The following is a 25,000-nucleotide window of genomic DNA, read 5'->3' as shown; positions in this document are numbered from 1 at the left end:
GGAGTTCCGTGTCCGAACGGGGCCGACTCAACTCAGGCGTCGAGAAGCGGCGGCAGGCCAGCCAGCGCCGATTGGTATTCGCGAACGATACGGGCCACGATGTCGGCCGCCGGCAGGACGGCATCGATGAGCCCGGCCGACTGGCCGGCTTCGACCTTGCCCTCGGCGACATCGCCATACAGCGCGGCGTCTTTGAGTGTCGATGCCTGGAACATCTTGCGGCGCAACGCTTCTTCGGCTCCGGTCGCTTCGAGTTCGAGCATGCGCGCGGTGAAGTCGTTGCCGAGAGCGCGGATGACGCCGAGGCCGTGCCCGACCGTGCGGGTGGCATCCACACCCGCGTCGAGCACCGCCCTCTTGTAGGCGTCGTGGACGGTCGCCTCGGTGCTGGCGAGGAACCGCGTGCCGAACTGGGCCGCGCCGGCGCCGAGTGCGAGCATCGCGGCGAGCCCGGCGCCGTCGGCGACGCCGCCGGACGCGATCACCGGAACGGACGCGACCGCGCGGGTCACCGCGCGCACGAGAACCTGCGTCGCGACCATCGCCGGCGGCGGGTGGCCGCCGGCCTCCGCGCCGACGACCACCAGCGCGTCGACCCCCGCGTCGGCGGCCTTGCGGGCGTGTTCGACGCCGGCGACGACGTGCAGACAACGGGTGCCGACCTCGTGGAAACGACCGAGGTATCGCCGCGGTCCGCCCTGAGACGCGATGAGCACCGGGGGACGGCGTTCGAGTAACAGGTCGATCACCTTGTCCGCGTCCGCGCGGTACAGCGGGAGGTTCACCGCCCACGGCCGGTCGGTGCCCGCGGCCATCTCGTCCAGGGTGCGTTCGAGGTCGGGCAGCCGCATCGGGCCCGCCGCGACGACGCCGAGGCCGCCCGCGTTGCTGACCGCGAGCGGCAGCGCCGAACAGGACGAGGCCCAGGACATGCCGGCCTGCACGATCGGCAGATCGGTCCCGAGCAACTCGGTCACCGGAGTCACGATGCGGGTCACGCGTCCACCCCGGCCTGTTCCAGCAACGCGCGAGCGTGCTCGGCGAGCCGGTTCTTCTGCACCTTCGAACTCGCGGTCATCCCGATGTCTTCGAAGCCGTCGACGATGCGCAGGTGCCGCGGCACTTTGAAGCCGGCCATCCGCTCGCGCGCCCACGCCAGCAGTTCGTCCTCGGTGACGCCGTGCCCGGTGAGGACGACGAAGGCGAACGGCACCTCGACCAGCCGCGCGTCCGGGACGCCGACAACGGCTGCCTGCCGAACCAGCGGGTGCCGGTGCAGGGTGTCCTCGACGTCGGCGGGCGCGACATTCTCTCCGCCGACGCGGATGATGTCCTTGGTCCGGCCGACGAAGTGGAACCGGCCGGTCTCGTCGAGCGTGCCGACATCGCCGGTGGCCAGCCAGCCCTCGGCGTCGATCGTCTCGGCGGTCTTCACCGGGTCGTCGAGATAGCCCACCATCACGTTCCAGCCGCGGACCAGGACCGAGCCCGGCTCGCCGGGAGCGCAGTCCCGGGTGTCGTCCAACGCGCGGATCCGGACTTCGACCCCGGGCTGGACAGCCATCGCGCCGGACGCGCGGATCTCCTCGGACTCCCACCAGGCCGACTGGGCGACATTCGGCGACGCTTCGGAGAGGCCGTATCCGACGACGCACTCCTTGGCGCCCAGCTCGTCGATGACCCGGCGGGCCACGGTGGGCGAGGCGGCCACCCAGGCGCCACGCAGGTGCAGGGTGCGGCGGGTGCGATCGGGATGGTTGAGCAGCAGCAACGCGATGGTGTCGTTGCCGGAGAAATGTGTGCAGCGTTCGGCTTCCAGCAGTCGCAGCGCTTCGCCGGGCTCGAACTTCGGCATCGTCACGAGGGTGGTGACGTGCTGCAGTGACGCCAGTACCGACAAGGTGCTGCCGGCGACGTGGAAGAACGGCCGAGCCGAGTGGAACCGGTCGCCGACGCGCAGGCCCATGCGTGCGCCGGAGAAGAACGCGTCGGCGCACATATTGCGGTGGGTGAGCAGCACGCCCTTCGGCCGTGCGGTGGTGCCGGAGGTGTATTGGACGAGCAGCTCGTCGTCGGGGGTCGCGACGGGCGCCGGGATCCGGCCGGTGCCCGCGTCGAGGAAGTCCGCCCAGGCTGTGGCATACGCAGGTACGTCGTCACCGAGGACGACAACCGACTTCAGGTGGGGCAGGGTCTCGGTGCCGCCCGCGCCGATGCCGAGTTCACCGAGCAGGGCCGTGAAGTCGACGTTCAGCACACGGTTGGCGACGAACAGTGTGCTGACCCGGGCGTGGGCCAGCGTGTAGTGCACTTCGTCGGCGGTGAACCGCGTGTTGACCGGTATGGCGACCGCGCCGGCCGAGCCGATGGCCAGGAACAGCGCGACCCAGTCCGGGCCGTTGCCGAGGCAGATCCCGACGCGGTCGCCGTGGCCGATGCCGGCGGCGGCGAGGCCACCCTGGACGCGCTCGACCCGCGCGGCGAGGTCGCCATAGGTGATCCGCTCGTCCGCTGTGACGACGGCCTCGACATCCGGGGCGAGCAGTGCCGCACGGGCAAGGGCTTCGTGCGTGGTGAGGGGACAGGCATTGCGCAGTTCGGTCACTTTTCTTCTCCGTTCCCGGCGGCGAAGCGGGCGATGCCGTCGCGCCAGCCGCCGTCGGCGAGGCATTGTTCGATGGCGGCCATCTCGATCCGGATGCCGCGGTCGAGGTCGGTCTCCGCGCCCAGGTCGACGGCTCGCTTGGTCAGCGCGATGGCCAATGGCGGGGCTTTCGCGATGCTACGGGCGGTTTCGTCGCCGACGTCGGCGAGTTCGCCGGGCGGGACGACGCGGGTGACGATGCCCAGTCGGGCGGCCTCGTCGGCGTCGAGCGCACGGTTGGTGAACAGCAGTTCCTTGGCTCGGCGCTTGCCGATCACCCGCTGCAGGCGCTGCGTCGCGCCGACCGTGCCCCAATGTGGTTCGGGGAAGCGGAACACCGTGCCTTCGGCCGCGATGGCGAAGTCCGCGGCACAGGTGATCTCGCCGCCTGAGCCGACGACCGCGCCTTGGACCAGAGCGACCACCGGTCGACGGCATTGTTCGATGGCGGCGTATGCGGCGAAGGACGCGACCCGGCGTCGCCGAACCCAGGTGGCGTCCTTGCCGGTGCGTTCCTTGAGATCGGCGCCCGCGCAGAACACTGGCCCCCGCGCGCTCAGGAGTACGACGCGGACGTCCTCGTCGGCGTCGATCTGCTCGAACGCCTCGCGCAGCTGACGGCACATCGGCAGGTCGAGGGCGTTGCGGGCCTCGGGCCGGTTGAGCTCGACCCGCGCGATCCCGTCGGCCACCTGGAGCATCACGCGCTGTGGCTCGTCCATCGTCAGATCACCCCCGCGGCCCGCAGGCCGTCGATCTCGTCGGCGGTCAGCCCGGCCAAGCCCGCCAGTACGTCTTCGGTATCGGCGCCGAGCATCGGTGGCACACCGAGGGCCGGCGGCTCCCCGGCAGTCTCACGCAACGGGGTCCGCAGGGCCGGGAACAGCCCCTCGGTCGGGTGGGTGAACTCGCCGACGACGCCGCGCGCCACCGCGTGCGGGTCGGCTAGCGCCTCCCGTACCGAACGGACCGCGCCGGCCGGTACATCGGCCGCGCACAGCTCCTTGACCAGTGCGTCACGGTCGTGCTGGGCGATCGCGCCGCGCAGCGCCTTCATGACCCGCGCCCGCTGCTCGACGCGCCCGGAGTTGTGGCGTAGCACCGGATCCGCGGCCAGGTCGTCGAGCCCGAGCACCCCGCACAGCGGCACCCAGTGCTGGTCGCTCCCGCTGATGTGCAGCCATTCGCCGTCGCCCGCCTGGAACGCCGCCGAGGGCACCCGTCCGGGGTGCTCGGTTCCGGTCCGCGCCGGATCTTCGTCGAGCGCGAAGAGTCGGGCCGCGTTGAGGGCGTGCAGGCTGAGTTGGACGTCCATCATGGATACATCGAGGTGCCGGCCGCGGCCGGTCGCCGCGCGCCCGGCCAGTCCGCTCAGCGCCGCGATCACCACCCAGAGTCCGGAAGTCATGTCCGCGACCGGGATCCCAGTCTTCGACGGGGGCCCGGCAGGTTCTCCGGTCATCGCCATCACACCCGACAGCGCCTGGAAGACGGTGTCGTATCCCTTGCGCGCCCGGTCCGGACCGGTTTGGCCGAATCCGGTGGCGGACACGTAGACCAGACCGGGGTTGTCGGCCGAGAGCTCGGCGTACCCGAGACCGAGCCGGTCCATCGCGCCGGGCAGGAAGTTCTCGACGACGACGTCGGCGCGGGCGGACAGCCGACGGGCGACGTCCTGGCCGCGCGGATCCTTCAGGTCGAGCGTCACCGACCGCTTGCCGCGATTGAACGCGAAGAAGTAGGCGCTCTCCCCGTGCGGCAGTCGGGGTTCGAAGCCGCGGGTCTCGTCGCCGGACCTGGGGCGTTCCACCTTGACCACGGTGGCGCCGAGCTCGGCGAGAACCTGGGTGGCCAGCGGGGCGGCGAGGACCCGGGAGAAGTCCAGCACCGTGATCCCGGTGAGTGGGCCGGTCATTTGCGGAACCCCCGCATCAGCGCGTTGACGTCCTGACCGGCCCGCATCGCCGCGTCGGTCGGCAGGTCCGCCACCCGGTAGAACAAGTCCTTCGCCGCGGCGATCGCGCGCGGCTCGACCGCGGCCCACCGTTCGGCGATGTCCAGCGCGGCGGCCAGTACCTCGTCGGGCTCGACGACGCGGTTCACCAGTCCGTGCTCGGCCGCCTCGGTGGCGGTGAGCAGCCGACCGGTGCTCACCAGCTCGAACGCGAGCTTGCGGCCGAGGTGCTGCACGAGCCCGGTCATCACCAGCGCGGGGACGATCGAGTGCTTCAGCTCCGGGTAGCCGAACCGCAGGTCGGTTCCGGCGACGACCATGTCCGCGCCGATAGCCAGGCCGGCGCCGCCGCCGACTGCGACGCCTCGCACAGCGGAGATCACCGGCACGCTGAGCTGTCGCGCCTGGATCTGCAGTCGGGCGGTCAGCGCCGCACGCTCCAGCACAGCCTCGGGTTGGTCCGGCGTCAGTTCCGAGAACTCGCCGAGGTCGGCGCCCGCGCAGAAGCCGCGTCCGGTGCCGGTCAGAACTACCGCGCGGATGTCGCGGTCGGTGTCGGCGGCCGCGAGGGCATCGCTCAGCGCGCGGGTCAATGCCGTGTTCAGAGCGTTGAGTTTCTCCGGGCGGTTCAGCGTGAGGACGCGGACGGGGCCGTGGTCCTCGGTGAGCAGCACTGCGGTGGGGCGGGCGATATCGGGGATGACGGTCACGGTATCTCCTGGATCGAGAAAGGGATCAGGCGAGGGCGGCGGAACGGGCGAACCCGGCGCGGGCGACCATGCTGCTCAGCGGCCGGCCGAGTGCTGCCTCACACGCGGCCGAGGCGGCGGCCAGCTGGTCGAGATCGAGACCGGTCTCGACGCCCATCGCGTCGAACAGGCTGACCAGGTCCTCGGTGCAGACATTGCCGGTGAGTCCGGCGCCGTAGCGGATGCCGGTCGGGTGGCCGCCGACGCCGCCGAACGCGGTGTCGAAGTGTCGGCACCCGGCGTCCAGCGCCGCCACGGCGTTGGCGATGCCGGTGCCGCGTGTGTTGTGGAAGTGCGCGACCACCGGGAATCCGGGATGCGCGCGCTGGAGCCGGGTGAACATCGCGCGGACCGACGGCGGAGTCGCCACACCGATGGTGTCGCCCAGGGTCACCAGGTCGGCGCCGAGGTCGATGAACCGGGCCACGTCCTCGGCGACCCGGCCGGGGTCGACCGCGCCTTCGAAAGGGCAGCCGAACGCGACCGACACGACTCCCACCAGCCGGAACCGGCCGTCGGCGAGCCGGGCCATCTCGGTGACGCGCTCCCATTGCCCGGCGCGGGTGGTCCGGAGATTACGTTCGGTGTGGCTTTCGGTAGCCGAAACCAGGAGACTGAGTTCCTCGGCGCCATGCCCTGCTTCGAGATCGTCCAAAGCGCGCTGTACTGCGCGCGGGTTCGGGCAGGTCGCCTTGAAAGCGACGCCTGGCTTGCGGGTGATCGCCGCGAGGACCTGCGAGGCGTCCGAGAAGCCCGGCACTCGGTCGGGATGGCTGTAGCTGGTCGCCTCGATCCGCCGGAACCCGGCTGCCGCGAACGAGTCCAGCAGCGCGACTTTGGTCTCGGTCGGCACGAACTCGGGTTCGTGCTGGAGCCCGTCGCGGGCGAAACACTCGCAGATCGTTACGGCGTCTGGCATCGAGCCACCTCCTCGTTGGTGGCTCCAGAACTACGCGGATCTGTTGATAAAGTCAACAGTTGGAGTCGGTGGCGTGGGCTCGCTCACGTTCCTCGACGGCCAGTGCGAGGTCGGCCAGCTTGTCCAGCGCGCGGCTCAGGATCGCGGTCTCCTCGGTCGACAGCGCGGCAAGGAACTCCACGTCCCGTTCGTTTGCTGCGGTGATCAGGCCGCGATAGACGCGGGTACCCTCGCTGGTCAGGGCGAGTTGTGAGGTTCGGCCCGAGCCGGCGGTCCGCTCGACGAGTCCACGCTCGGTCAGTCGGCTGACCGAGCGACTCATCTGGGCTTTGTCCAGTCCGGCGCGCCGGGCGAGCCGGTTGAGGGTCAAGGTCGGGTCGGCGGCGATCAGTGCGATTGCTCGCCATTCGCCGAGGCTGACGTCGAAATCCCGCCGGTAGCGCAGCGCCGCGCTGCGCGACATTGCCGACGACGTGCGGGAGAGTCGGTAGGAGAGGAGTCCGGAAATAGGCACGAGTTCTCGGCCGTCCACGCGTTCCGCCATAGCCGGTCATCGTAGCCGCCCTCGAATAGGTGTTGACAAACACAACACTTGGCATAGACACTTTGCCCTGCCGCCGGGGCACGCGACACAGCCCCGCATGACAAAGGAGTCGATTAGCCGTGGCCGAATCATCCGCCGTCACTGGACGGCCTGAAACGCCGGTGGACGGCGTCGACCGAGCGTCGACGTACCGGACCATCGCCCTGCGGGTCATGCCGCTGCTCGTGATCTGTTACGTCGTCAGCTACATCGACCGCACCAACATCGGTATCGCGCAGCAGGGCTTGCATCGCGATCTGGGGTTCAGTTCCGCCGTCTACGGGCTCGGCGTCACGGTGTTCTTCGTCGGGTTCATCCTGTTCGAAGTTCCCAGCAACGCACTCCTGGCGCGCATCGGCGCCCGCAAGACCCTCGTTCGCATCATGGCTTCCTGGGGCGTGGTGACGATCGCGACGATGTTCGTCCAAGACGAGACGACGTTCTATATCGCGCGGTTCCTGCTGGGCGTGACGGAGGCCGGGTTCTTCCCCGGGGCGCTGTTCCTACTGTCGCGGTGGTTCCCTTCGGCCCGCCGGACCAGGATGACCGCGGTGTTCTTCATCGGTGTCCCGGTCTCCGGGGTGCTCGGGTCGATCATCTCCGGTTGGATCATGCATGCGCTCGGTGGGGTCGCCGGCCTGGCGGACTGGCAGTGGCTGTTCCTCATCGAAGGCATCCCGCCGATCCTGCTGGCTTTGCTGGTGATGTTCGTTCTGGTCGACGAACCCGAGCAGGCGAAGTGGCTCAGCACGGCACAGAAGGCCGCCGTCCGCGCGGATCTCGAGGCGGATCGGCTCGACAAGGGGGAGGCGCCGGCCCACAAGGGCGGCATGCTCTCGGCCCTGCGTGACCCGAAGGTCTGGATCCTCGGTTTGTGCGCCTGCGGCGCCTATACGTTGGCCAACGCCGTGTCGTTCTGGACGCCCCGGATCATCGCGGAGGCCGGTGTCGGTGACGTGCTGAATCTCGGCCTGTTCTCGGCGATCCCGCCGCTGCTCGGCATTGTCGTGATGCAGATCGTCGGTCGGCACTCCGACCGGACCCTGGAACGCCGCTGGCATGCGGCGACGAGCTGGATCGTCGCGGCCCTGGCCATGCTGGCGCTGTCGTTCTCCGGCGACAACGTCGGACTGGTGATCGTCCTGCTCGCGGTGATGGCCGCGGCGCACTATTCCGGCCTGACGGTGTTCTACTCGATCCCGTCGATCTACCTGAGCGACCGCGCGGCGGCCACGGGCATCGCGATCGTGACGTCGATGGGTTCATTCGCGGCCGCGGCGTCGCCGTCCCTGCTCGGCTTCATCAAGTCGGCGACCGGCAGCCTGTCGCTGGGTCTGATCATCAGCTCGGGGATCGTGCTGCTCGCGGTCGTCGTCCTGCTGGTCGGAGTAAAGCCGGGCGACCTGAAGGAGAAGCACCGCTGAGTCGGTGTTCAGCACGATGAGGGCTTCAGGAAGCCGCCGCCCGCCCCCGATGGCATCATCGGGGGCGGGCGGCGTTCGGCGGTTCGGCGCGGTCGACTCGGGAAGCGTGATGGCGTCGACTACGCGTGACGGCGTGGCGAAGTCGGAGTTTCGCGAGGACACTGAGGTCGTAGCGCCCACCTCGTCCCTAGGAGCACCCGCGATGCCAACCAACGGACCTTTCGGCATCAACCCGGAAGATTTCGAACGCGCACTGCGCGGGGCGGGAATCGAGCTCCGCGACTTGATCGGGAAAGCCGGCGAATATCTGGATCGGGTAGATCATGCGAGTGCCAGCTCGCTGGCATCGCTGCTCGGTCAGTTCGTCCAACCGGAACGGCCGCGTCCACCGGAACCCGAGGGCGAGACCACTGGTGAGACCGGCAGCGGGGTGTGGGTGATCTACCGCATCGATGACGCCGGCGAGGCCAGAATCGACCAGGTCTTTCCGAGCGAGCTTGAGGCCTTACGCGCGCATCGCGACAACACCGATGATCGCCGTCGGGTGCGGTTTCTGCCCTATGGGGTTCCGGCAAGCGTGTTGGATGCGCCCTGACGGCGCTGACTCGCTGCCTGGCGGGCGCCGGGTGCCTCGTGGTCACGGCTGGCCGGTGGCGAAATCCTGTACGGCGTCCAGAAATTCCGGGCCGCCCATGACATATCCCCCGACAAGTCCACCGAGCAGCGCACCCACGGGGATGCTGACACCCCAGATCAAAATAAGAAACGCCCCGAGGATGCCGCCCACGATGGCGCCGCCGACGACGCCGGGCAGGTTCTTGTTGATCTGCTCCCTGAGCCGGTCGTAGGAGCTGATGTCCTTCAGTTGCGCGATGTCCGCCGCCGTCGGGGTCAGTGTCAGGGTGCGGCCGTCCGGACCGATCTGCTGGGCAATCGCGATCGAACGCCCGTCGACGACGGACCGTGGCCGCACTTCGGTCACCGCCGCTCCGTCCCCGGACTCGAGCACCACCGCGCCGTTCTGCGCGATCTCGAACGTGCCGTTCTCGACGGTGGCGACTATCACCCTGTCGACCGGTGAAACGGTGATCTGGTACTTGATTCCGTGGTCCACACCGGAAGTCGTGCCCCCCGCAGTCACCGCAGTCGGCTGCTCGGTGACGGCTTGCTCCGCATGGGCGGTTGCTGCCGTGATACCCACGGCCGCGATGGTCATGAAAACGGCAGCAGTGATCTTCTCGAACTTCATTCTTCGAATCCCTCCACTCAGCTGCCCCGGATGGGCGGACCGAGTCAGACCTTAGGCGGTGTCGAATCCGGGTGTCGGTAACTGGAGGTTCGAGGGGGTGTGTCCGGTGTCCGCGCTGTCGATGAACAGCGGTGTCGGTGCGACCGGGAACCGCAGTTGCCCCTGCCGCAGTTCGATCGGTACGTCGGTGCCGTGGGTGTCCACGGCGTGTGCGTTCGGGTGTGCAGTTCCGTATGACCTCGGTCGGCGGCTGGTCGCCGATGGTGGCGTCTTGTCGTTCCCAGGCGATCCGCAGCGGGGTGCGGTGGGTTCGCTGGATGTCGCAGAGGTACAGGTCGGGTGGTCGGCGAGGGACGTTCCCACGCTCCGGGCGATGAATTCCGATGATGTGGTGTCAGATCCGCTCGAATACCGCGGCCAGACCCTGCCCGCCGCCGATGCACATGGTTTCGAGGCCGTAGCGGCCCTCGCGGCGATCCAGTTCACGCAGGAGGGTCGCCAGGATTCGCGCGCCGGTGGCGCCGACCGGATGGCCGAGGGAGATTCCGGAGCCGTTCGGATTGACCCGGGTGTCGTCGGGGTCGATCTTCCAGGTCCGTAGTACGGCGAGGGTCTGGGCGGCGAACGCTTCGTTCAGTTCGATCACGGTCATGTCGTCGAGCGTGAGATTCAGCCGTGCCAGCGCCTTTTCGGTCGCGGGGACGGGGCCGACGCCCATGGTTCGCGGCGGGACACCGGCCACCGCCCAGGAGGCGAGTCGGGCCAGCGGGCGCAGGCCGAGCGCGCGGGCTTTCTCGGGTGTGGTGACGACGCAGAGCGCCGCACCGTCGTTCTGTCCGCTGGCGTTGCCCGCGGTTACTGTCGAATCCGGGTCGATACCGACGCGGATGGGGCGTAGTCGGGCGAGTGTTTCCAGGCTGGTGTCGGCGCGGGGGTGCTCGTCGGTCTCGACCAGCAGCGGTTCCTGTTTGCGTCGAGGTACCGCCACCGCCACCATCTCAGCGGCGAAGCGTCCGGCATTCTGCGCGGCGACCGCGCGCTGGTGTGATTGCACGGCGAGCGCGTCTTGATCGGTGCGAGTGATCTGGAATTCGGCACGCAGATTCTCGGCGGTTTCGATCATTCCGCCGTCGACCGGGAAGTTCTTGCCGCCGGCAGTGACCCGAGCGCGGGCCAGTCTGTCGTTCAAGGCGATGCCGTCGCCGGTGACACCCCAGCGGATGCCGGTGGCGTAGAACTCCGTCTGGCTCATGGACTCCACGCCGCCCGCCAGCACCAGATCGCTACCACCGGTCTGGACCTGCATACAGGCTTGCAGGATCGCCTGCAGACCTGATCCGCAGCGTCGGTCCACCTGCTGGCCGGGGACCGTCGTTCCGAGGTTCGCGTCCAACGCGGCGATGCGTCCGATCGCCGGTGCTTCGCCGTTGGGTGAGGCCTGCCCGAGGATGACGTCGTCGACCTGGCTGCCGTCGATGCCGGTGCGGGTGAGCAGCTCGGTGATCACGGTGGCGGCGAGAGCTTGCGCGGGGATGTCTTTGAACACTCCGCCGAACCGGCCCACAGGTGTGCGCAGCGGTTCACAGATCACGGCTTCGGGCATGACATTTCCTCGTGGTCTTTCCTGATGTCAGGTGTTGGATTGCATTCGAGCCAGGTCCAGATCGATGGCCGAAGTGGTCTCGAGCAGTGCTGGCAGGAGAGTGTCGCGGACCGCTGCCATCGAATAGCGCGCCGCTTGGGTCGAGATGTTCACCGCGGCGACGACGGCGCCGCTGCGATCGTGGACGGGGGCGCCGAGTGAGCGCAGCCCCTCCTCGAGTTCTTGGTCGACGATGCAGTAGCCGTCGTCGCGGACCTGGTTCAGTTCCTCGCGCAACTGCTCGACCGTGTCGATGGTTTTACCGGTGAGCGGGGCGAGGGTGACCTCGGACAGATATTCGTCCAGCGAGTCCTCCGACAGACCGGCCAGCAGTACACGTCCCATCGAGGTCGCGAACGCGGGGAAGCGGGTGCCGATATTGATCGAGACCGTCATGATCCGGCTGACCGGCACCCGCGCGACGTACACCACGTCCGCCCCGTCGAGGATCGACACCGAGGTGGATTCGTGCACCCGCTCGGCCAGCGTTTCCAGATGGGGTCCGGCGACATCGGGCAGGCTGAGACTGGACAGGAAGCTGTATCCGAGTTCGAGGACCCGCGGGGTGAGCCAGAACAACGACCCGTCGGTGCGCACGTATCCGAGTTCCACCAGCGTGAGCAGGAAGCGCCGGGCCGTCGCCCGGGTCAGATCGGTGTCTTTGGCGACCTCGCTGAGCGTGCGCCGCGGGTGGTCGGCATCGAACGAGCGGATGACGGCCAGGCCGCGGCCCAGCGACTGCACAAAATCCGGCGAGGGTTCGGTCATGGTCGGTGCGGTTCCTCCTTTCGGGTGGGCGCGGCCGCGCCTATGCCGTCGGCGAGCGCTGCTTTCCGAGCCCGAAGGCAGGTTACTGTTCGGCGCGCCCGCAGAGATCGCAGCACTCAGGAACGCATCGGTGAGCTGATCGGGGTGTAGGCCGGCGTGTCGCCTGGCGCGAATGTGCCTGTCGAGTCCATGGCTTTCGCTGACCGCGCCGCAACGCTGTGTTCGCTAGGCGAACGTTTCTCCGACATGCGAACAGCGTAAGCGATGGCGACGGTCTGAATCAAGATTGTGTTCGCTATGCGCACAGCTGTTCATCTGGCGTACATTGAGTTAGTGTTCGTCACGTGATGGACAAAGTCATTGCCACAGCCGCCGAGGCCGTCGCCGATATCCACGACGGTGCTTCGCTCGCGGTCGGTGGTTTCGGCCTGGTCGGCGTCCCCCAGGTGCTCATCGAGGCGCTGTTCGAACAAGGCGCCACCGGCTTGGAAGTCGTCAGCAACAACTGCGGCACCTCGGGGGTCGGGCTCGGCATACTTTTGGCCGCTCATCGCATCCGCCGCACGACGAGTTCGTACGTCGGCGCCAATGAGGAGTTCGCGCGGCAATACCTGGCCGGCGAACTCGAGGTGGAGTTGATTCCGCAGGGGACGCTCGCCGAACGGATGCGTGCCGGTGGCGCGGGGATTCCGGCCTTCTATACCCCGGCCGGCGTGGGTACGCAGGTTGCCGATGGCGGGCTGCCGCTGCGCTACGACGGCGCGGGCGGGATCGCCCTCGCGAGTCCGCCGAAGGAAACCCGGGTCTTCGACGGGATCACCTATGTCATGGAACGCGCCATAGTCACCGACTACGCCTTGGTCCATGCCTGGAAGGGGGACCGGCACGGCAATCTCATCTACCGCCGCAGCGCGCGCAACTTCAACCCGCCCGCCGCCACCGCGGGCCGAATCACGATCGCTCAGGTCGAACACCTGGTGGAGCCGGGCGAGCTGGACCCCGACGCGGTGCACACCCCGGGCATCCACGTGCAGCGGGTAGTACACGTCGGCAAGGTCGACGTCGGGATCGAGAAGAGGACGGTACGGGCATGAAACTGACCCGGGAACAGATGGCGGCGCGCGTCGCACGCGAGCTGGCGGACGGCCAGTACGTCAACCTCGGCATCGGCATGCCCACCCTCGTGCCGAATTACCTCCCCGGCGACATCACCGTCGTCCTGCATTCGGAGAACGGCGTGCTCGGCGTCGGACCGTACCCGACCGAAGAGGAACTCGACCCCGAACTGATCAACGCGGGTAAGGAGACGATCACAGCATTGCCCGGAGCGTCGTACTTCGACTCCGCGCAGTCGTTCGGCATGATCCGTGGCGGCCAGGTCGACGTCGCCGTGCTCGGCGCCATGCAGGTCAGCGCGCAGGGCGACCTGGCGAACTGGATGATCCCGGGGGCGATGGTCAAGGGTATGGGCGGCGCGATGGATCTCGTCCACGGCGCCGGCCGGGTGATCGTGATGATGGAGCATGTTTCCCGCAACGGGACACCGAAAATCGTCGAACAATGCACCTTGCCGTTGACCGGGCTGCGCTGCGTGCACCGGATCATCACCGACATGGCAGTGCTCGATGTCACCGACCAGGGGCTGGTGCTGGTGGAGACCGCTGCGGACATCAGCGTCGATCAGGTCCGCGCCGCCACCGGCGCCGACATCGTGGTCGATGCGCCGGTGGTGGCCGTCCGCTGAGTGACCGCCCTGGCCGAGGGCGGGTCAGCGCCGCACTTCGGTGACCGCCACCGCCCGGCCTGCGCGCCGCGACAGTTCGCACGCCTCGGCGATATAGAACGCTTCCAGCGCATCTGTTGGGCGGCAAGGATTATCCCGTGCACCGAGGGCGACTTCGACGAAGGCGGCCAGCTCTTCCGCGTACGCCGGGCGGAACCGCTCCATGAATCCCGCGTAGTGCGGACGGGACGAGGGGGCGTAGTCGGGTTCGACCGAAGTCAACGGTGCGCGGTCGTCCAGACCCACAATGGCGTTTCCCTTGGAGCCCAACGCTTCCAGTCGGACGTCGTACCCGGCTCCGTTGTATCGGGTCAGCGAAACGGTGGCCAGGGTGCCGTCGTCCAACCGCAGCACCACCGCGGCGGTGTCGACGTCGTCCGCGTCGGCGAAGAAGGTTTCCCCGCGGTTGGCGCCGACCGCGTAGACCTCGATGACTTCGCGTCCGGTCACCCATCGGATGATGTCGAAATCGTGCACCCCGCAGTCCCGGAACAATCCACCCGACCGCGCGACGTATTCGGCGGGCGGTGGTGCTGGGTCGAAGGTGGTGGCGCGCACGGTGTGCAGCCAGCCGAGTTCACCGGAGGCGACGGCATCGCGCGCGGCGCGATACCCGGTGTCGAAACGGCGTTGGAAGCCGATCTGGACCGGGACGGGCGAGTTCTGGAGGCGATCGATGACGGCGAGGGTGCCTTCGATGTCGGCGGCGACCGGTTTCTCGCAGAAGACCGGGATACCCGCGTCGACGGCGCGGGTGATGAGTTCGGGGTGGGAGTCGGTGGCGGCGGTGATGACCAGGCCGTCGAGGTCGGCGGCGAACAGGGTGTCGAGGTCGGGGGCGAATTCGACGCCGAGTTCGGTGGCGGTGCTGCGGGCCCGGTCGGCGTCGGCGTCGGCGACGAGGACCGTGGCGACGTTCGGGAGATTCCGCAGGGTCGCGGCGTGCGAGGTTCCGATCCGGCCGGTTCCGGCCAGGCCCAACGTGACAGCTGTCCGGAATGTCATCGGCTCTCCTTCTGATGGAATCTCGAGGTGCGGTGTGGGTTCGGATGCCCGGCGAGGACTGTTCAGCGGCCGGGAGCGGTTGTCGTGGAGCGAATGACCAGGGAGGGCTCCACTCGGCGGCGGACCGGCGTGGTGCGGCCGTCCCGGAGGCGCTCGGCGAGCGCTTCGATGGCCAGGCGCCCCATCTCGACGCGGGGTTGGTCGATGGTGGTCAGGGCGACGTGGCGCAGTGCGGCCAGCGATGTGTTGTCGTAGCCGACGACCGAAACATCCGCTGGCACTCGCAATCCCGATTCCTCCAGTGCGGACATCGCTCCGACGGCATTGAAGTCATTGCCGCAGACCAGGGCGGTGGGAAAATTGTCGCGGGAGAACAGGTTCAGCAGTTTCCGTACCGCGACCACTCCCGCGGAGTCGGTGTGTTCGCTCGGGACGACCATCGGCTCCAGTCCGTGGCGCGTCATAGCGGAGCGGTAGCCCCTGCGGCGCGGCGCTGCGGTGAAGGCGGCGCCGCCGTCGAGGTGCACGATGCGCCGATGCCCGAGGGACACCAGGTGATCGACGGACAGGCTCGCGCCGATTTCGCCATCGTCGTTGACCGTGTCGATGTCGGCGACGGTGCTGGTGCGGGAGACCAGCACCAGCGGGGCCTGTTGCGCCGCTCCGCGAATCGTGGCCGCGGGGAGGATGGGAGAAAGCAGGATGATGCCCCCGGGGCGGAACGACAGCAAGCTCTCCAGCGCGGTGCGTTCACGGGCTGCGCTGCGGCGGCCGGTGTTGAGGATCAGTTCGAGGCCGAATTCCTGCGCTGCGGTGTCCATTCCCTCGACGACATCGGCGAAGAAGGCGTTACGCAGGTCGGAGACCATGACACCGACGATGTTGGAGGTTCGGCTGGCCAGGGAGCGCGCCATGGTGTGCGGTTGGTAGCCGAGTTCTTTCGCGGCGCTCAGTACGGCTCGGCGGCGATGGTCACTCACCTTGGGAGAGTTGCGCATGACGAGTGACACGAGCGCGCGGGAAACGCCGGCGCGTTCGGCGACATCGTCCATGGTGGGCCGCGCCATGTCGTCGTCCTTCCGCGTTCGGTGATCCGTGCCGGGTGGACCTTACAACCTCGGTGGTCGTCGATCAATAGAGCGCTCTAATTGAATCTTTCGTGCACGGTGACCCGAATCTTACGCAAGAAATACCTGGTAGAGGCGGTAGATCCGACAAGGTGGATACTCTTGACACGCTATGACCTGCGTTACATAGTTGGAGCGCTCCAATAGTGCGGAGTGCGTCAACTCGACATCGAAGGTCGGAGAAGTGCCGATGATGGAAACGCTGTACCCGCTGCGCATCGCGGCCGCGCCGATCTCCTGGGGAGTCTGTGAGGTTCCCGGCTGGGGTCACCAACTCGACGCGCGGACGGTCCTGTCGGAGATAGCGGCGCTGGGCCTGTCCGCGACCGAGTTCGGCCCACCCGGCTATCTGCCGCGTGACCCGAATGAACTGCGGCTGTTCCTCGAGACCTTCGGGATCACCGCGGTCGGCGGATTCCTCGCGCTCGTGCTGCACCGCGATCGACACGACGCGATCGCGCAGGCGGGGGACAGTGCCGCGTTGCTGTCCGCCACCGGCGCCGAGGTCCTCGTCCTCGCCGCCGCGACCGGACTCGACGGGTACGACGCGCGCCCGCATCTCAGCGACGCCGAATGGCGCACGCTGGTGGACACCGCGGCAGCCATCCGCGACGTCGCCGCCGAGCACGGCCTGCGCACCGTCTTGCACCCGCACGTCGGCACGCACGTGGAGAGCGAGGCCGAGGTCGAGCGGTTCCTCGCCGATGGCGACCTCGACCTCTGCCTGGACACCGGTCATCTGTTGATCGGGGGCGCCGACCCGGTGCGGCTCGCGCGGCGCCATGCCGAACGGATCGGACACATCCACCTCAAGGACGTCCGCAGCGCGCTGGCCGACCAGGTGCGCGGCGGAAAACTGGAGTACAGCGAGGCGGTGCGCCGCGGGCTGTATGTCCCCCTGGGCGAGGGCGATGTCGACATCGCGGCGCTGGTGCGTAGCGTGCAGGCTGCGAATTATCGGGGCTGGTACGTGATGGAGCAGGACACGATCCTCGAGGCGAACGACTCGGTGAAGCTGCCGAGCCTCGACGCCGAACGGAGTCTGCGCCATCTCGCGCACATCGCGCCCGTCTCGGCACGAATCTAGTGGAGAAGAGATGACGACGATGTCGCTACGACCGCGCCCTGGCGCGACGAGACAACACCGCCGCGCTGCCGCGTGGCGGCCGCTGGGCCAGGTCGTGCCATGGGTCGCCGCGGCGGCCCTCCTCACCGCGTGCAGCGGACCGGGCGCCGACGTGGCCGCGCCCGCACCGACACCCGTCGCCGCGGGCACGGTGAAGTCGGTCGCGGTGGTGACACATGGCAGTCCCGGTGACGCGTTCTGGAACGTCGTCAAGAACGGCGCCGAGGCCGCGGGCAAGGATCTCGGCGTTCGTGTGGAGTACAACGCCTCCGGTGATCCCGGTCTGCAGGCGAAACTGATCGACAACGCGGTGGCGCAGGGTGTGGATGGTCTGGTCGTCTCGATGGCCAATCCCGAGGCATTGCGCAGGTCCGTCGAAAAGGCGGTCGCGGCGGGTATTCCGGTGGTGACAATCAATTCCGGCGAGGCGGAGAGCGCGCAGTTCGGCGCGTTCGTCCATGTGGGCCAGAGCGAATCCCTCGCGGGCCAGGCCGCCGGCAAACGGCTCGCCGGCGCCGGGCGCACCAAGATGCTGTGCGTGATTCACGAGGCTGGCAATCTCGGCGCCAACGAGCGTTGCGCCGGCGCCACCAAGGCTTTCGGAAACGCGACCACGCTGCAGGTGGACATCAACAACCCGACCGACGCGCAATCCCGGATCAAGGGCGCGCTGGAGGCCGACCACTCCATCGATGCGGTGCTGACGCTGAACTCCCAGGTCGCGGCACGGGCAGTGGACGCGGTGCAGGAGGCCCGGTCGGCTGCGTCAGTGGCGACCTTCGACCTCAATCCCGATGTGGTGGAGGCTATCCGGGCGGGCAAGTTGCTGTTCGCCGTCGACCAGCAACAGTACGAACAGGGTTATCTGCCGATCGTGCTGCTGCGGCTGTATCGGTCGAATCTGAATACCGTCGGAGGCGGCACGCCGGTGCAGACCGGTCCCGGTTTCGTCGACAAGAGCAACGTCGGCGCGGTGGTCGCGCTCGTCGCGCAGGGCACGCGTTGAGGTGAATGACATGACCGTAGTGACCAAGACCGACACCGCGCAGGACCAGTCCGTGGGACTCGCGGGCCCCTCGCCGCTGCAGCGCTTGTTCGTGCGCCCGGAGATCGGGGCGGCGCTGGGCGCGCTGCTCGTCTTCGTGTTCTTCTCGAGCATCACCGACCGGTTCCTCAGCCCGCTCGGTGTGGCGACCTGGCTGGACGACTCGTCCACCCTGGGCATCATGGCGGTGGCCGTCGCCCTGCTGATGATCGGTGGCGAGTTCGACTTGTCGGCGGGCGTGATGACCGCCTCCACCGCGCTCGTCACCGCACTGCTCGCGGTGCATGCCGGGTGGAACGTATGGTTCGCGCTATTGGCCTCCCTGGCGTTCGCGCTGAGTGTCGGCGCGTTCAACGGCTGGGTGGTGATGCGAACGGGGTTGCCGAGTTTCATCGTCACCCTGGGCACGTTCCTCGCGCTGCAGGGCCTGAATCTCGGTGTCACGCGGCTGGTCACCGATACGGTGCAGGTGTCGGGCGTGCGCGGTGCGGACGGGTACCAGTCGGCCGGCTGGGTGTTCGCCGCCACGCTGAATCTCGGCGACGCCCGGATCCAAGCCTCGGTGATCTGGTGGATCGTGCTGACCGCCCTCGCCGCGATCGTCCTGGTGCGCACCAGGTTCGGCAACTGGATCTTCGCGGTGGGCGGCGCGCTGCCCAGCGCCCGCGCGGTCGGCGTGCCGGCAGATCGCACAAAAATCCTGCTGTTCATGGGGACCGCGTTCGCGGGATGGGTGGTCGGCTCCTGCAATATTCTCCGGTTCGCGAGCGTGCAGGCCAACCAGGGTGTCGGGCTCGAACTGCACTACATCATCGCGGCGGTGGTCGGGGGCTGTCTGCTGACCGGCGGCTTCGGCTCGGCGGTCGGCGCCGCGGTCGGCGCGCTGATCTTCGGCATGGCACGGCAGGGCATCGTGTTCGCCCGCTGGGACAGCGACTGGTTCATGTTGTTCCTCGGCGCGCTGCTGCTCGCGGCGGTGCTGGTCAACAATAGATTCCAGAAACGAGCCGAAAGGGTACGCCGATGACCCCCCTCATCGAAGCAGTCGACCTCGGCAAGAGCTACGGTGGCGTCGTCGCATTACGCGAGGTGTCCACCGTGGTGAACGCGGGCGAGGTGACCTGCGTGCTCGGCGACAACGGCGCGGGCAAGTCCACGCTGATCAAGATCCTGGCCGGGGTGCACCAGCACGACCGTGGCGAGCTGCGCGTCGAGGGCGAATCGGTCCGGTTCGCCACGCCGCGCGCGGCATTGGATCGCGGCATCGCCACGGTGTACCAGGACCTGGCGGTGGTGCCGCTGATGAGCGTATGGCGCAATTTCGTGCTCGGCTCCGAACCCACTGTCGGTTACGGCCCGTGTCGGCTACTGGATCGCAAGAAGAGCCGCGCGGTTACCCGAACAGCGTTGGCGGACATGGGAATAGACATCCGTGACCTGGAGCAGCCGGTGGGCACCCTGTCCGGTGGCCAACGGCAGTGCATCGCGATCGCGCGCGCGGTGCATTACGGCGCGAAGGTGCTCATCCTCGACGAGCCGACCGCGGCGCTGGGCGTGAAACAGGCCGGCGTGGTGCTGAAGTACGTCGTGCAGGCACGCGACCGCGGACTCGGCGTCGTACTCATCACACACAATCCGCATCATGCCTACCCGGTCGGGGACCGGTTCCTGTTGCTGAAGCGTGGTGCGGTACTCGGGACGTACGAGAAGTCGGAGATCGACGTGCAAGAGCTGACCCAACAGATGGCGGGGGGCGCGGAACTGGAGGCCTTGCAGCACGAATTGCGGCGCGTGGTGGCGCCGTGAAGCGCCCGGGCGAGAGGTGAACTCGTGACCGATCTGGAGGTATTGACCATCGGACGGGTCGGGGTCGATTTGTATCCCGAGCAGAGCGGCGTCGGACTGGCACAGGTGCGGACCTTCGCGAAGTTCCTCGGTGGCTCCGCGACCAACGTCGCGGTGGCCGCCGCCCGGCTCGGCAGGCGTTCGGCGGTGCTGACCAAAGTGGGGCCCGACGGCTTCGGCGAATTCGTTCGCTCAGCGCTGGCGGAGTTCGATGTCTCGCCCCGTTATGTCACGACCGCGCCGACCTTGCTGACGCCCGTGGTCTTCTGCGAACTCGCGCCGCCTTCGGACCCGCCGTTGCTGTTCTATCGGGCGCCGATCGCACCGGATCTCACTCTCACCGAGGACGAGGTCCCGTGGGACGTGGTGGACGAGGTGCCACTGCTGTGGGTGACCGGTACCGGGGTGAGCGCCGAGCCGGGACGCAGCACCCAACGCGAGATCCTGCGCCGGCGCGCGTGCCGCGGGCACACCGTGCTGGACCTGGACTACCGGCCGATGTTCTGGCCCGATGCGGACACCGCGCGAGCCGAGATCGGCTGGATGCTCGACCACGTGAACGTGGTGGTCGGCAACCGCGCCGAGGTCGAGGTGGCGGTGGGCACCGCGGACCCGGACGCGGCGGCCGACCGGTTGTTGGCGCGCGGCGTCCGCCTCGCGATGATCAAGCGGGGCGGTGAGGGGGTGCTCGTGGCCACCGAATCCGAGCGCTGGATCGTCCCGCCATGCCTGGTGCACGTGGTGTGCGGGCTCGGCGCGGGCGACGGATTCGGCGGCGCATTGATTCACGGCCTGTTGTCGCAATGGGACCCGCAGCGCATCGCCACCTTCGCCAACGCAGCGGGCGCCCTGGTCGCGTCCCGGCTCGCCTGCGCCGACGCGATGCCCACCAGCGCCGAGATCGAGGAATTGCTGTGCGGTTGAGTCGGAGCGCGACCGGCCGGCGGTGCGCCATGGAGGAGTCACTGTGCATGTGACCGACGAACGATGGCGTGAGCTGCTGCGTGTCCGCGCGACGGACCCCGCGGCGGTCGAACGGGCATATGCGAAAAGAGTGCGCCGTCCGGACCTGCTCGCGGGTAAACAGACCCTGTTCCTGGTCGCCGCGGACCACCCGGCCCGCGGCGCGCTCGGCGTCGGCGCGGACCGGATGGCCATGGCCGATCGGCGCACCTTGCTGGAACGGCTGCTGATCGCGTTGGCCAACCCGGATGTCGATGGTGTGCTCGGGTCACCCGACGTGGTGGAGGAGTTGCTGTTGCTGGACGCCTTGGACGACAAGGTCGTGATCGGCTCGATGAATCGCGGTGGCCTGGCGGGCGCGGAGTGGGAGATCGACGATCGCTTCACCGGCTATGACGCGCAATCCCTTGCCCGCTTCCGCCTCGACGGCGGCAAAATGCTCCTGCGTCTGGTCGATTCCGACGCGGGCACGGTGCCGACCTTGCAAGCCTGCGCGCGGGCGGTCTCCGAGTTGGCGGCACACGGGATGATGGCGATGGTCGAGCCATTGCCCTACCACCGCGACCATTCCGGCGCGCTGGTGATGAGCAAAGACGCGCCGTCGCTGTCCAGGGCGATCACCGTCGCCTCCGGTCTCGGCGTCACCTCCGCCTTCACCTGGCTCAAAATTCCGGCGCCGCAGGACATTTCAGTGCTGGACGCGACGACCCTTCCGGTGCTCGTGCTCGGCGGTGTGCCCTCGGGGGACCCGGCGGAGGATCTCGCGTTCTGGGCAGGGGCGCTCGGTCACGATGTGGTCCGCGGGCTCGTCGTCGGACGCACCCTGCTGTATCCGCCGGACGGAGATGTCGCCCACGCGGTGGACGCAGCGGCGCGCCTGCTGAAGAAGGCCCGATGAGGCGCGCGGGCGCGGTGGTAGCACGCTGCGTGCCGGCCGCGTGGCGCCGCGGCGCGATCACAGGGCGCACGGCGAGGAAAGAAGACCCGAGCGTCCGGTTCGTCGAAGGCGACTGTCGCGGACGCACGGCGAGCGGAGGTGGGGTGCGATGACGCTACATCGGCCCGAAGGCACGTTGCGCCGCGGCGATGATCCGATTCTGCTGACACCCGAGGACGCGGGGTGGACCTATACCGGTCTGCGGGTGCTGCGACTGCGCGCGGGCACTTCGCGGACCGTACGGACGGGCGAGTTCGAGGCGTTCGTCCTGCCGCTGGCCGGCGCGTGCACGGTGCGCGTCGACGGCGCGACCTTCGCGCTGGCCGGACGGGAATCGGTCTTCACCCGGGTGACCGATTTCGCCTATGTCCCGCGCGACGCCGAGGTGGAACTGGTGGCCGAGGGCGACCTGGAGGTGGCGCTGCCGATGGCGCGCTGCGCGAACCGGCTCGAGCCGAGATACGGTCCCGCGGAACATGTTCCAGTCGAGGTCCGTGGCGCCGGAAGCGCGACGCGTCAGGTCGCCAACTTCGGGGTGCCCGGCGTCTGGCAGCACGCCGACAAACTCAATGCCTGTGAGCTGATCACTCCGGACGGCAACTGGTCGTCCTACCCACCGCACAAACACGACGAGGCGAGCGACTGCGAGGTCGTCAACGAGGAGATCTATTACTTCCGTATCGCCGGGCGCGATGGGATCACCCCCGCCCGAGAGGGATTCGGCATACACCGGACCTACGCGGCCGACGGGAGTTGGGAGGAGAACGTCGTGGTGCGCGACGGTGACGTCTTTCTGATCCCGCACGGCTACCACGGGCCGTGTATCGCCGCGCCCGGCTACCCCATGTATTACCTGAACGTCTTGGCAGGCCCCGCCCAGGATCGGTCGATGGCGTTCTGCGATGACCCGGCGCACGGCTGGGTGCGCGCGCGGTGGGCCGCCGAACCGATCGACCCGCGCTGCCCCGTCACCACTCACGAAGGACGGATCGGATGAAACTGACCGCGGCGCAGGCGCTGGTGGCTTGGCTGGTCGCCCAGCGCTCCGAGACGCTCGACGGCCGCGAAGTGCCGTTGTTCCCGGCCGTGTTCGGGATCTTCGGGCACGGCAACGTGCTCGGCCTCGGCACCGCGCTACACGAGCGGCGCGACGAGATCCCGGTCTGGCGCGGGCAGACCGAAGAGGGGATGGCACTCGCCGCCGTCGGCTACGCCAAGGCCACGCATCGTCGCCAGATCGGTGTCGCGACATCATCGATCGGCCCAGGGGCGCTGAACATGGTGACGGCGGCCGGCGTCGCGCACGCGAATCGCCTTCCCGTACTGCTGCTGCCGGGGGACACCTTCGCCGGGCGGGCGCCGGACCCGGTATTGCAACAGGTCGAGCACTTCGGCGAACCGACCGTGACGGTGAACGACGCGTTCCACGCGGTCAGCCGGTACTTCGACCGCATCACCCGGGCCGAGCAGCTGATCTCGACACTGCCCCAGGCTGTTCGGGTGCTCACCGATCCGGCGGACGCCGGACCGGTCGTGTTGGCGCTCCCGCAGGACGTGCAGGCCGAGACGTACGACTTCCCCGAGGCGCTGTTCGTCCCGGTCGTACACCGCGTCGTGCGGGCACGTCCGGATCTTCGGGCACTCGCCGAAGCCACCGTCGCGCTGCGGACCGCGCGGCGTCCGCTCCTGGTTCTCGGTGGTGGCGTCCGCTATTCCGGTGCCGGGCCCACCACGCTGGAATTCGCCGAGCGCCATGGCATTCCGGTCGTGGAGACCACCGCGGGCCGCACTCTGGTGCCGCACGACCATTCGTTGTACGCGGGCCCGCTCGGCATCACGGGGTCGGCATCGGCGAACGCGATGGCAGCCGAGGCCGATCTGGTCCTCGCGGTCGGAACCAGGTTGCAGGACTTCACCACGGCGTCCTGGACCGTCTTCGCGCCGGAGGTCCGACTGGTGACGGTCAACGCGGCACGGTTCGACGCGGTCAAACACGGCGCCCTCGCTGTGGTCGGCGATGCCGAGGCCACCGTGCGGGAGCTGGCCGGCCAGGTGGGACAGTGGCGGGTCGATCCGGCGTGGACGGCCCGCGCCGCGGTTGTGCGCAGCACCTGGGACGCACGGATCGACAAGCTGCGTGCGCCGACGCCGGGAACCCCGAGCTATGCCCAGGTCGTCGGTGCCGTGAACGAGCTCAGCGGGCCTGACGACTACGTCATGACGGCGTCGGGCGGACTGCCGGGTGAGCTTGTCGGCGGGTGGCGGGCCGCGGGCGGCACGCCCTCGATGGACGTCGAGTACGGCTTCTCCTGCATGGGGTACGAGCTCGCGGGCGCGTGGGGCGCGGCGATGGCGCACCAGGGCGGCGTGGTGACGACGCTGCTCGGGGACGGCTCCTACCTGATGTCGAATTCGGAATTGTTCTCGGCGGCCTTCGCCGGGCATCCGTTCGTCGCCGTGGTCTGTGACAACGACGGCTACGCCGTGATCGCCCGGCTGCAGGAAGGTCAAGGCGGTGCAGCGTTCAACAACTTCTACGCCGACTGCCGCACCAACCACGAACAGCCACCGCGGGTCGACTTCGCCGCCCATGCCGCCGCGTTGGGATGCATCGTCTTCACCGCCTCGGACACGGGTGAGTTCCGCGATTCCTATGCGCGGGCCCGGGCGGCGGCGGTCGATGAATGCCGTCCGGCCGTTGTCGTGGTGCGCACCCAGCCGTCCGCGTGGACCGACGCCGGCGCCTGGTGGGAGGTCGGTGTGCCGGAGCACCTGTCCGGGCGGTCCGGCTACGACGAGAGGAAGCCGAGCCAGGTGCGCTACTTGCGGCCCTGAACAGACCTCGACGACGGGCGCCCGGCCTCGTCCAGCCGGAACGCCGAAGGTTCGGTTATGCGTGCGGTACACTGTAAGTCATTGGGGCGCAAGGAAACTGGTACAAAAGAGGATCGGTGAAGAACGCGTCGAAGAAGAGCTCATAACGCTCGACGCGGTTGCCTCTGCGTCGTGGGTGCGCTCGTCGTGGACGGCGGCGGAACTCATCCGGCGAGAAGTGGCGGGCTTTCGAGTGGCTTTTCCGGGCGGTTCGACCGCATCGGTGCCCGAGTACGCAGGGGAGGTGACTGACGCAGCCCGCTGGTGAGCGTTGGATAGCTCACAGTTCGGGGGGCTGGAGGTGGAGTAATTCGGCGGATCGTGGCATCGTTGATCTATGAGACCAGGGAATCTCGATTACAA

Annotated in this window: 25 protein-coding genes; 12 read left to right on the top strand and 13 right to left on the bottom strand. The window is 68.4% G+C overall.

All coding sequences use genetic code 11. From position 1 onward, the window contains the following. Positions 1-32 precede the first annotated feature (32 nt). The 7 genes from AB0B25_RS09100 to AB0B25_RS09070 are packed head-to-tail and all read right to left on the bottom strand — an operon-like array spanning position 33 to position 6,810. Complete coding sequence (locus AB0B25_RS09100; RefSeq protein WP_357176630.1) at positions 33-998, bottom strand: nitronate monooxygenase; 966 nt, start codon at positions 996-998, stop codon at positions 33-35. Continuing rightward, positions 995-2,605, bottom strand: coding sequence for an AMP-binding protein (locus AB0B25_RS09095; RefSeq protein WP_357176628.1), 1,611 nt, complete (start codon positions 2,603-2,605; stop codon positions 995-997). The genes AB0B25_RS09100 and AB0B25_RS09095 overlap by 4 nt, the downstream gene beginning before the upstream one ends. Beyond that, positions 2,602-3,366 carry an enoyl-CoA hydratase/isomerase family protein gene (locus tag AB0B25_RS09090; RefSeq protein WP_357176626.1) on the bottom strand — a complete coding sequence of 255 codons (765 nt, stop codon included), beginning with the start codon at positions 3,364-3,366 and terminating at the stop codon, positions 2,602-2,604. The genes AB0B25_RS09095 and AB0B25_RS09090 overlap by 4 nt, the downstream gene beginning before the upstream one ends. Before the next feature lie 2 nt (positions 3,367-3,368). After that, complete coding sequence (locus tag AB0B25_RS09085) at positions 3,369-4,559, bottom strand: CoA transferase (protein ID WP_357176624.1); 1,191 nt, start codon at positions 4,557-4,559, stop codon at positions 3,369-3,371. Continuing rightward, on the bottom strand, positions 4,556-5,308 hold the full coding sequence (locus AB0B25_RS09080) for an enoyl-CoA hydratase/isomerase family protein (protein ID WP_357176623.1): 753 nt from the start codon (positions 5,306-5,308) through the stop codon (positions 4,556-4,558). The genes AB0B25_RS09085 and AB0B25_RS09080 overlap by 4 nt, the downstream gene beginning before the upstream one ends. A gap of 25 nt (positions 5,309-5,333) precedes the next feature. After that, positions 5,334-6,266 (bottom strand): hydroxymethylglutaryl-CoA lyase, encoded by a 933-nt coding sequence (locus AB0B25_RS09075; protein ID WP_357176621.1) that lies wholly within the window; start codon positions 6,264-6,266, stop codon positions 5,334-5,336. Positions 6,267-6,318: 52 nt separating this feature from the next. Next, on the bottom strand, positions 6,319-6,810 hold the full coding sequence (locus AB0B25_RS09070; protein ID WP_357176619.1) for a MarR family transcriptional regulator: 492 nt from the start codon (positions 6,808-6,810) through the stop codon (positions 6,319-6,321). A gap of 119 nt (positions 6,811-6,929) precedes the next feature. Between AB0B25_RS09070 and AB0B25_RS09065 the strand changes: the two genes are divergently transcribed. Together AB0B25_RS09065 and AB0B25_RS09060 are read left to right on the top strand one after the other, a co-directional pair. Further along, positions 6,930-8,273 carry an MFS transporter gene (locus AB0B25_RS09065; RefSeq protein ID WP_357176617.1) on the top strand — a complete coding sequence of 448 codons (1,344 nt, stop codon included), beginning with the start codon at positions 6,930-6,932 and terminating at the stop codon, positions 8,271-8,273. A gap of 202 nt (positions 8,274-8,475) precedes the next feature. Further along, positions 8,476-8,868: a hypothetical protein gene (locus AB0B25_RS09060; RefSeq protein ID WP_357176616.1), complete on the top strand. Its 393-nt coding sequence runs from the start codon at positions 8,476-8,478 to the stop codon at positions 8,866-8,868. Between the two features lie 42 nt (positions 8,869-8,910). Here the strand turns inward: AB0B25_RS09060 and AB0B25_RS09055 are convergent, their stop codons facing one another. From AB0B25_RS09055 to AB0B25_RS09040, 4 genes are all read right to left on the bottom strand, one after another. Then, positions 8,911-9,522, bottom strand: coding sequence for a hypothetical protein (locus AB0B25_RS09055; protein WP_357176614.1), 612 nt, complete (start codon positions 9,520-9,522; stop codon positions 8,911-8,913). A gap of 51 nt (positions 9,523-9,573) precedes the next feature. Continuing rightward, positions 9,574-9,726, bottom strand: a complete 153-nt coding sequence (locus AB0B25_RS09050; protein ID WP_357176613.1) for a hypothetical protein — start codon at positions 9,724-9,726, stop codon at positions 9,574-9,576. A 190-nt stretch (positions 9,727-9,916) separates the two neighbouring features. Continuing rightward, positions 9,917-11,125 (bottom strand): acetyl-CoA C-acetyltransferase, encoded by a 1,209-nt coding sequence (locus AB0B25_RS09045; protein WP_357176611.1) that lies wholly within the window; start codon positions 11,123-11,125, stop codon positions 9,917-9,919. Positions 11,126-11,152: 27 nt separating this feature from the next. Next, positions 11,153-11,932 carry an IclR family transcriptional regulator gene (locus AB0B25_RS09040; RefSeq protein ID WP_357176609.1) on the bottom strand — a complete coding sequence of 260 codons (780 nt, stop codon included), beginning with the start codon at positions 11,930-11,932 and terminating at the stop codon, positions 11,153-11,155. Positions 11,933-12,279: 347 nt separating this feature from the next. Here AB0B25_RS09040 and AB0B25_RS09035 point away from each other — a divergent pair, with 347 nt between their 5' ends. Together AB0B25_RS09035 and AB0B25_RS09030 are read left to right on the top strand one after the other, a co-directional pair. After that, positions 12,280-13,026 (top strand): CoA transferase subunit A, encoded by a 747-nt coding sequence (locus AB0B25_RS09035; RefSeq protein ID WP_357176787.1) that lies wholly within the window; start codon positions 12,280-12,282, stop codon positions 13,024-13,026. Beyond that, positions 13,023-13,676: a CoA transferase subunit B gene (locus AB0B25_RS09030; protein ID WP_357176607.1), complete on the top strand. Its 654-nt coding sequence runs from the start codon at positions 13,023-13,025 to the stop codon at positions 13,674-13,676. The genes AB0B25_RS09035 and AB0B25_RS09030 overlap by 4 nt, the downstream gene beginning before the upstream one ends. 24 nt (positions 13,677-13,700) lie before the next feature. Here the strand turns inward: AB0B25_RS09030 and AB0B25_RS09025 are convergent, their stop codons facing one another. Together AB0B25_RS09025 and AB0B25_RS09020 are read right to left on the bottom strand one after the other, a co-directional pair. Then, a complete protein-coding gene (locus tag AB0B25_RS09025; RefSeq protein WP_357176605.1) occupies positions 13,701-14,720 on the bottom strand; it encodes a Gfo/Idh/MocA family oxidoreductase in 1,020 nt (339 codons plus the stop codon). Between the two features lie 62 nt (positions 14,721-14,782). Next, complete coding sequence (locus AB0B25_RS09020) at positions 14,783-15,787, bottom strand: LacI family DNA-binding transcriptional regulator (RefSeq protein ID WP_357176603.1); 1,005 nt, start codon at positions 15,785-15,787, stop codon at positions 14,783-14,785. Positions 15,788-16,037: 250 nt separating this feature from the next. On the opposite strand from AB0B25_RS09020, the gene AB0B25_RS09015 reads away from it, so the two are divergent. The 8 genes from AB0B25_RS09015 (at position 16,038) to iolD (ending at position 24,598) form a co-directional block, all read left to right on the top strand. Continuing rightward, complete coding sequence (locus AB0B25_RS09015; RefSeq protein ID WP_357176601.1) at positions 16,038-16,934, top strand: TIM barrel protein; 897 nt, start codon at positions 16,038-16,040, stop codon at positions 16,932-16,934. Between the two features lie 10 nt (positions 16,935-16,944). Then, complete coding sequence (locus AB0B25_RS09010) at positions 16,945-17,979, top strand: sugar ABC transporter substrate-binding protein (RefSeq protein ID WP_357176599.1); 1,035 nt, start codon at positions 16,945-16,947, stop codon at positions 17,977-17,979. Positions 17,980-17,989: 10 nt separating this feature from the next. Beyond that, a complete protein-coding gene (locus tag AB0B25_RS09005; protein ID WP_357176597.1) occupies positions 17,990-19,045 on the top strand; it encodes an ABC transporter permease in 1,056 nt (351 codons plus the stop codon). Then, complete coding sequence (locus AB0B25_RS09000) at positions 19,042-19,824, top strand: ATP-binding cassette domain-containing protein (protein WP_357176595.1); 783 nt, start codon at positions 19,042-19,044, stop codon at positions 19,822-19,824. The genes AB0B25_RS09005 and AB0B25_RS09000 overlap by 4 nt, the downstream gene beginning before the upstream one ends. A 24-nt stretch (positions 19,825-19,848) precedes the next feature. Next, positions 19,849-20,787 (top strand): 5-dehydro-2-deoxygluconokinase, encoded by a 939-nt coding sequence (gene iolC, locus AB0B25_RS08995; protein WP_357176593.1) that lies wholly within the window; start codon positions 19,849-19,851, stop codon positions 20,785-20,787. Positions 20,788-20,836: 49 nt separating this feature from the next. Continuing rightward, positions 20,837-21,724 carry an aldolase gene (locus AB0B25_RS08990; protein WP_357176591.1) on the top strand — a complete coding sequence of 296 codons (888 nt, stop codon included), beginning with the start codon at positions 20,837-20,839 and terminating at the stop codon, positions 21,722-21,724. Between the two features lie 148 nt (positions 21,725-21,872). Then, the gene (iolB, locus tag AB0B25_RS08985; RefSeq protein WP_357176589.1) at positions 21,873-22,760 is read left to right on the top strand and encodes a 5-deoxy-glucuronate isomerase; all 888 of its coding nucleotides are present in this window, start codon (positions 21,873-21,875) and stop codon (positions 22,758-22,760) included. After that, positions 22,757-24,598, top strand: coding sequence for a 3D-(3,5/4)-trihydroxycyclohexane-1,2-dione acylhydrolase (decyclizing) (gene iolD / locus AB0B25_RS08980; protein ID WP_357176587.1), 1,842 nt, complete (start codon positions 22,757-22,759; stop codon positions 24,596-24,598). Before iolB ends, iolD begins: the two co-directional genes overlap by 4 nt. Positions 24,599-25,000 lie beyond the last annotated feature (402 nt).

Source organism: Nocardia sp. NPDC049190 (genome assembly GCF_040648115.1).
Classification (GTDB): Bacteria; Actinomycetota; Actinomycetes; order Mycobacteriales; family Mycobacteriaceae; genus Nocardia.
This window is presented reverse-complemented; position numbering and strand designations above follow the sequence as displayed.